This window comes from Methanosphaera sp. A6 (genome assembly GCF_001729395.1).
Classification (GTDB): Archaea; Methanobacteriota; Methanobacteria; order Methanobacteriales; family Methanobacteriaceae; genus Methanosphaera; species Methanosphaera stadtmanae.
On the sequence record NZ_MAIF01000077.1, the window covers coordinates 1 to 7,101 of the forward strand.

Below are 7,101 nucleotides of genomic sequence, written 5' to 3' on the forward strand. Positions count from 1 at the left end.
TAAAAATTTTTGTATAAATAAAAATTCAAAAAAATCTATGAATTTTCTAAAATTTTTCATAAAAAAAAATAAAATTAAAGATTATCTAAAAAAATTAATCTTTATTCATGTATTTTGATTTGATTTCTTGGGCTATTTTCATAAAGCCTTTTGCTGCATCTGATTCAGGTTTGGATTTAACGATAGGTACTTCTTCAATATCTGCTGATTCAGAAACACTTGTTCTAAATGGAAGATCTCCAAGATAATCAACATCCATAGCTTCAGCAAAATCCTTACCTTTACTTTCACCAAAGAGATTTATTCTTTCATCACAATGTGGACATTCAAGATAGGACATATTTTCAACTAATCCTATGTTTTTAATGTTCAACATTCGAGTCATTGAAACACATTTAGTCACATCTTCTTCTGATACAGAACTTGGTGTTGTAACCATAACAGCAGCATCTAAATCTGGAATCATTTGTAATACTGTTAAAGGTTCATCACCAGTACCTGGAGGATTATCAAAGATCATAACATCTACATTACTCCATGCAACATCGGAAATTAATTGTTTTATTGCACCTGTTTTTTGTGGTCCTCTCCAAATAATTGGGGAAGCATTACTTTCTATAAGAAAAGCCATTGATGCTACTAAAATACCATCATCAGTTTCAACAGGTATTAATTTATTTCCTTTTACACTAAGTTGTTTGTCTTCAATACCTAACATTTTAGGTACGTTTGGTCCATGAATATCTACATCATAAAGTGCTGTTTTTAATCCCATAGCATTAAATGCTTGGGCTAAATTAACAGCTACAGTAGATTTTCCTACTCCTCCTTTACCACTCATAACAGCAATTTTATATTTAATATTTGCTAAATTACGGGTTATATTAATATTTTGTTCCATCATAGCCTTTTTATCTTCTTCAGATAAATTAGCTCCATGTTCGTGTGCCATTATCATAACTCCTAGTTATTTAAGAATATTATTATAATATGAAAATATTATTCTAAATAATTTGTTCTTTTTTCTTTTAATATTCTATATAATGGATTATTTAGTTAGTTGTTTATAAAATTAATCTATATTTAAATGAATGGTAATCAACACAATATAATTAAAAAAAATGAATATAATTGTTTTGATTTAAAAAATAATTAATAATAAGACTTATTTAATAAAAAAATAATTAAAAAATAAAAAAATTATAAAATTGATGTTTCTGGAAGTATTTTTACTAAAATATGATCGTACATTTTAGATTTTTTAATCTCAGCAATATCACCTAATCTATAACCTTCAACTACAACATTAGCCACTTCTTTGTAATATTCATCATAAGGTAATTTTACACGAACACCATCTAATTGACTTACAATGGCCATAGGGGCATTAACATCTTTTATAGAAGGAAGTTCTCTTTCTAATGTAATTTTAACAATAACTGGTGATATAATCAGAGGATCATCACTTAACTCTTCTTTTTGTTTGGAAATAATATCTTCAGAAGTTTTAACTAATTTTTTAAGTGCTCTAATATTTTCACCACGTTTTAATCTACGAGGAATTCTTCCAAATCCTGCAACATAAGCATTAGCATTGATTTCTTCAGCAACAATTTCAGGGCTACCTGTTACAATAACTGGAATATCAATATCCTCAAATAAGAATTTCTTTTTACGTATACAATCATCAAAACTTCCTAATGAAAATATTGCTAAGTCATGTTCTTCAATTAAATCCTTTTCTTCTTTATTTATCTGTGCAATTCCCTTTCCAGCTCCACGAGCAAGACCTATCATGTTGGTTTTTGTACCATATCTTCTTAAATATTCTGCTATATCACAAGCAGCATGGGGTAAGTGTTGACGTGCAAGAGTTGGGGATACAACAGCTATTTCTGTACTGGCAAGGGGAGATAATTCAACAGAACCAAGTAATTCTTTTGCTTTAGCTTCTATTTTATCAGTATCTTCTGAAGGAACAGCAATAGTTAATGTTATATCGATTTGAGATTCATTTTTTTGAAGAATGAATCCACCAAGATCTTCAATAAGTTCTTCTATTTCATAATGTTTATGAACTCCACCAGTATATGTCATTGTTTCATACATAATTTACTCTCCAATAATTCATATCTTTCTTTTATCCGTTGAATAATATTCTTTGGTACATTTTTATGTGAAGGAATTATAATAACATTCTTTTTATTTTTAAATTCTATATTCATATAATCTGGAACTATTATGAAATCATAATCACTATCACTAATATTATAACCCATATCTGTAATGGTATCTTTTAAAAAATTACCATATACTTTTACTTTAATATTTTTTCGATTATCTTTTTTCTTATTATTATCATTAATTAAATATTTAATTAATTTAATTTTTTCTTCATCTATATTAGTATTAAATTTATTCTTTATTATAAAAATACTATCATAAATTTGTTGATATGTATTTAATTTAACAGGTATTTTAGGAATATCTGTTTTTGTTTCAGACAATACTACTGCCACATCAGCATTTTCTATATATGATGGTTTTACAACAGTATAATCATCTACTCCGGCAATTTTTAAGATATCTTCACACATTGGTGTTGTAATAATATTCATTGTTATTCACTTATTTAACATTCTAATTAATGTTTTTGTTATTAATATTGTATATAATTAAGACAATTGAAAAAACATCCTATTTATATAAATAATTATTTTCACATATTTATTAGTAATATTTTAATTAAAACTATTAATATTAAAATGAAATAATTCATAATAAAGTAAGAATTTTAATATTTTTTTAATTAATCTTTGTATAATGGAGAAAAATATGAAAATTAATGTAAGTTTATATAATTCACGAACCAATGATTTAGCTATAGTAATTGATTTATTAAGGGCAAGTACAACAATAAGTGTAGCATTAAATACTTTTAAAAGAATTGTTCCGATTAATGATATAGATGAAGCTATTAAATTAAAAGAAAAACATAATGCAATATTGGCAGGTGAAATTAAATCATCAGATTTTGATGTTTCAAATTCACCAGTTCAAATATCAAATTATGCTGGTGATACATTAATTTTGAAAACAACAAATGGTACAAAGGTATTAGAAAATATAAAACAAAGAAATTCAGAAGTAAATATATTGGTTGGAGCATCAATAAATGCAAAAACAGTAGCACAAAAGGCATTAGATATTGCAGATAATGAAATTGAATTAGTTATGGCAGGAAGACATCAAAGATTTACAATAGAGGATTGTATTGGTGCAGGAATAATTATTAATGAAATAGTAAACATAGCTAAAGAAAAAAATATATACTTAGAACTTTCAGAATCAGCAAAAGCATCAAAAATAATATCAAATAATTCTAATATAATAAAACAATTAATAAATACTTCACACAGTGCAGATAAATTACGTTATCTTGGATTTGGTGAAGATATTGAAATATGTAGTTTAATTAACAAGATAGATACAGTTCCAATCTATAAGAATAATTACATAGTCTCATTAGATTAAATAAAAAAGTGATAATATGGATAATGAAGAAAATAATACAGAATCAGATAGAATATTTACAAAACCACCAATTATTCGATTTTCACATATTCAACAGAATATTCAAGAAGAAACTGATGAAACAGAGATAATTCAACCAATAAGTAAATCTTCTCTAGAGATTGTAGCAACAGCACACATATCAGATAAAAGTGTAGAATCAGTACGAAAAACTATTTATGAGAAAAAACCAGAGATTGTAGCAATAGAGTTAGATTTAGGAAGATATCAAGGATTGGTAGATGAAAGTAGGGGAATTAAAAGAGAAGAAAAATTTGACTTAAAATCCCTACTCAAATCATCTAATCTTACAGTTACAATAGTAAGTGCATTCTTATCACACATGCAAAAGAAGATGGGGGAAGAAGTTGGAGTAAAACCAGGTTCAGAAATGTTAGAGGCATCAAAAATAGCACGAGAAGTTAATGCAGACATAGCTTTAATTGATAGAAACATACAAACAACACTTAAAAGAACAATTAGTGGAATGAGTCTTAAAGAGAAATTATCATTTGTATGGGATTTAATTAAGTCATTTATATTTTCAGATGATGAAGATGAATCATTTAAAGAGGAAGTTGAACAATTAAAACAAGAAGATACAATAAAAGAAGTTATGGACTTTTTCAAAGAAGCATCACCTGGTGGATACAATGCACTAGTTCATGAAAGAGATGCTTACATGGCACATCATCTTAAAAGCTTAGAAGATAAAAATGTAGTGGCAGTTGTAGGGGCAGGACATAAAAATGGAATTACAACATACCTCAACAATCCAGACACGATACCCCCCATTGATAGCCTTACTCAAATAAAAGAGTCAAGATTTTCAATAATTCAAATAATACTATATCTCATACCAATACTTTTTATTGTGGTATTTGTTGGAGCATATATTCAAGGATTAAATATTGGTGAAGGTATAATAACCTATCTTATATTTGCAGGGGGAGGAGCATTAATAGGTTCTCTATTATCTGGTTCTAAGATACAATCTGCATTAGTGGGAATGGTTGTAGCACCAGTTACTGTTATTCATCCATTATTAGCTGCTGGATGGTTTTCAGGACTTGTTGAAGGTAAATTACGTAAGGTAGGATTCGATGATTTAGCAGAATTAGCAGATTTTGAATCATTTAAAGATCTATGGCATAATAAATTATTTAGAGTAATTCTTGTAGTACTTGGAACGAATATTGGATGTACAATTGGTTTTTTAATAACATTAAACAATGTATTTGTTCCCTACATACATGTAATATTTGGAATATGAGGTGTTTTAATGAATTATTTAATATATAGATGTGATTGTGGTCGTGTTTTATATTCAAAAGAAACAACAAAAACAAAAAAATGTACATGTGGAAAAACATTAAATGTTAAAAAAAGAAGAATACTAAAAATTGCCCAATCAAGTACACAGGCAACAGAAACAGTTCAACAAATGCAAGAAGAGATATATGGTGGTTCTATATTTAGAACAGCCAATGAATTATAAGATTTCTTTTATTTCTTCTGTCATTTTACAGGCATTACATGGACTTTTTGCTGTTACCTGGCCACAAATATCACATCTTTCTAAATGAACCTCTTTTTGTGGAATTTTAAATGTTTTCTTAAAAGAATTAAATATATTCTGTTTTACTCCATAATTTTCCTCTAATTTATTTAAAAATAATTTCACATCACTTCTAAGAGAAGTTACAGAATATGGACATTCCTCATCATGAATAGGAATGTTATTTACAATACACCATATACCAACATCCTTTTCAGGTAATTGCCATAATGGCTTTATTCTTGGAACCATATGTTTATCTATTCTATTGAGTATTGGTCCAAATTTTGGAAACTTATTTTGATCATTTCTTGCAAATGTCATGAGAAATGATTGTATTTCATCGTCCATATTATGTCCAGTTGCAATTTTATCACACTTATGTGAATCTGAAACCTTATTTAACAAGTATCTTCTATAGACTCCACAGGGCATACAAGTACTTTTATAGAGGTTATGAATATCATCTAAGTTATAATTCCATTCATCCTTAAATGAAGCTATTGTAAGGGGTATGTCTAAATTTTTACAATTCTCTTTTGCAGATTCAATTCCATGTTCTCTATATCCACAAATACCTTCATCAATACACACAGCTTCTAATTCAAAGTCAATACCAGACTCTTGTCTATATTGGTATAACATGTGTAGTGTTAAAATACTGTCTTTTCCACCAGAAACACCAATCATAATTTTTTCATTCTTATTAATTAATTTATAATCGTTTAATGTTTCAAAAACATTTTTTTTAACATAACTGTTGAATTTATCTTGTTCTATCTTCATGGTAAAATCATATTCCGTAAATCAATAAAAAAAAGTAAATTAAAAAGGGGGGTTGATGATTTTTATTGTAATAATTCTTCTGAACCTTTTTTAATTGTATCAATAATAGTATCAAGTTCTTCTGTTGTTAATGAAGGATGTACTGGTATTGATATTACTTGACTTGCTGCTTCTTCAGCTAAAGGACAGTTTCCTGTAATTGACAGTGCTTGATAGTATGGTTGTTTATATAATACAATAGGATAATGTATACCTGTACCTATTTGATTGTCTGTTAGGAATTTTTGGAATGTATCCCTATCTTTAGATACTCTTATTGTGTATTGATGGAATACATGTGTTACATTATCAGCTACTACAGGTGTAGTTATACCTTCAACATCAGCAAGACCTTCTGATAAATATTTAGCATTTTCATTTCTAATTTTATTAAATTCATCTATATGTTTAAGTTGAACAAGTCCAATACTTGCTGCAATATCTGTCATTCTATAGTTGTATCCAAGTAATGATTGTTCATATCTTTTACTTTCTCCATGTGCACGTACCATACCTGCTTTTTCTGCATATTCTTCATCATTAGTAGTAACCATTCCACCTTCACCAGTGGTCATGTTTTTTGTTGGATAGAAACTGAAACATCCAAAATCACCAATACTTCCTATTTTTTTGCCTTTATATACAGCACCATGAGCTTGAGCAGCATCTTCAATAACTTTTAAGTTATATTTTTGTGCAATTTCAAGTATACCATCCATGTCTGCTGGTTGTCCATAAAGATGTACAGGAACAATAGCTTTTGTTTTATCAGTTATTTGTTCTTCTATTTTAGCTGGATCTAAGTTAAATGTTTTCGCATCAATATCTGCATAAACAGGTTTTGCTTGTGTATATAATATGGAGTTAGATGTAGCTGCAAATGTAAATGGTGTTGTAATTACTTCATCACCAGGTTTTATTCCAGCTGCAACTAATGCTGTGTGAAGTGCAGTTGTTCCAGAACTTGTTGCAATTCCATATTTAGCTTCTACATATTTGGCAAATTTATTCTGGAATTCATCTACTTTTGGTCCTTGTGCTAACATTCCAGATTTTAATACTTCTGTCACTGCTTCTATTTCTTCATCACTTATAATTGGTTTTGCAATATTTATCATTAAAACATCCCTTATATATTATTTTAT

General features: G+C 28.0%; 8 protein-coding genes. 3 read left to right on the forward strand and 5 right to left on the reverse strand.

Annotation, left to right across the window (positions count from 1 at the left end; translation table 11 throughout):
- Window positions 1-94 precede the first annotated feature (94 nt).
- The 3 genes from A9758_RS02570 to A9758_RS02580 form a co-directional block, all read right to left on the reverse strand.
- Window positions 95-952, reverse strand: coding sequence for an Mrp/NBP35 family ATP-binding protein (locus tag A9758_RS02570; protein WP_011405893.1), 858 nt, complete (start codon window positions 950-952; stop codon window positions 95-97).
- 248 nt (window positions 953-1,200) lie between these two features.
- Window positions 1,201-2,109 (reverse strand): methanogenesis marker 7 protein, encoded by a 909-nt coding sequence (locus A9758_RS02575; RefSeq protein ID WP_011405894.1) that lies wholly within the window; start codon window positions 2,107-2,109, stop codon window positions 1,201-1,203.
- Window positions 2,094-2,618 (reverse strand): hypothetical protein, encoded by a 525-nt coding sequence (locus tag A9758_RS02580; protein ID WP_011405895.1) that lies wholly within the window; start codon window positions 2,616-2,618, stop codon window positions 2,094-2,096. Before A9758_RS02580 ends, A9758_RS02575 begins: the two co-directional genes overlap by 16 nt.
- A gap of 217 nt (window positions 2,619-2,835) precedes the next feature.
- Here A9758_RS02580 and comB point away from each other — a divergent pair, with 217 nt between their 5' ends.
- Genes comB through A9758_RS02595 form a run of 3 tightly spaced genes read left to right on the forward strand, consistent with a single transcriptional unit; the run spans window position 2,836 to window position 5,071 of the window.
- On the forward strand, window positions 2,836-3,534 hold the full coding sequence (gene comB, locus A9758_RS02585) for a 2-phosphosulfolactate phosphatase (protein ID WP_011405896.1): 699 nt from the start codon (window positions 2,836-2,838) through the stop codon (window positions 3,532-3,534).
- A 16-nt stretch (window positions 3,535-3,550) separates the two neighbouring features.
- The gene (locus A9758_RS02590) at window positions 3,551-4,846 is read left to right on the forward strand and encodes a TraB/GumN family protein (protein WP_011405897.1); all 1,296 of its coding nucleotides are present in this window, start codon (window positions 3,551-3,553) and stop codon (window positions 4,844-4,846) included.
- A gap of 9 nt (window positions 4,847-4,855) precedes the next feature.
- Window positions 4,856-5,071 (forward strand): DUF1922 domain-containing protein, encoded by a 216-nt coding sequence (locus A9758_RS02595; RefSeq protein ID WP_011405898.1) that lies wholly within the window; start codon window positions 4,856-4,858, stop codon window positions 5,069-5,071.
- Here the strand turns inward: A9758_RS02595 and A9758_RS02600 are convergent.
- Window positions 5,066-5,917 carry a TIGR00269 family protein gene (locus tag A9758_RS02600; RefSeq protein ID WP_011405899.1) on the reverse strand — a complete coding sequence of 284 codons (852 nt, stop codon included), beginning with the start codon at window positions 5,915-5,917 and terminating at the stop codon, window positions 5,066-5,068. The two genes, A9758_RS02595 and A9758_RS02600, sit on opposite strands and share 6 nt — an antisense overlap.
- Window positions 5,918-5,979: 62 nt before the next feature.
- Window positions 5,980-7,074 carry a DegT/DnrJ/EryC1/StrS aminotransferase family protein gene (locus A9758_RS02605; protein WP_011405900.1) on the reverse strand — a complete coding sequence of 365 codons (1,095 nt, stop codon included), beginning with the start codon at window positions 7,072-7,074 and terminating at the stop codon, window positions 5,980-5,982.
- Between the last annotated feature and the right edge of the window lie 27 nt (window positions 7,075-7,101).

Excerpts from the sequence above, each read along its gene's own strand:
- A9758_RS02570 (WP_011405893.1), bottom strand. The coding sequence starts at position 952 with ATGGCACACGAACATGGAGCTAATTTATCTGAAGAAGATAAAAAGGCT.
- A9758_RS02575 (WP_011405894.1), bottom strand. The coding sequence starts at position 2,109 with ATGTATGAAACAATGACATATACTGGTGGAGTTCATAAACATTATGAA.
- A9758_RS02580 (WP_011405895.1), bottom strand. The coding sequence starts at position 2,618 with ATGAATATTATTACAACACCAATGTGTGAAGATATCTTAAAAATTGCC.
- comB (WP_011405896.1), top strand. The coding sequence starts at position 2,836 with ATGAAAATTAATGTAAGTTTATATAATTCACGAACCAATGATTTAGCT.
- A9758_RS02590 (WP_011405897.1), top strand. The coding sequence starts at position 3,551 with ATGGATAATGAAGAAAATAATACAGAATCAGATAGAATATTTACAAAA.
- A9758_RS02595 (WP_011405898.1), top strand. The coding sequence starts at position 4,856 with ATGAATTATTTAATATATAGATGTGATTGTGGTCGTGTTTTATATTCA.
- A9758_RS02600 (WP_011405899.1), bottom strand. The coding sequence starts at position 5,917 with ATGAAGATAGAACAAGATAAATTCAACAGTTATGTTAAAAAAAATGTT.
- A9758_RS02605 (WP_011405900.1), bottom strand. The coding sequence starts at position 7,074 with ATGATAAATATTGCAAAACCAATTATAAGTGATGAAGAAATAGAAGCA.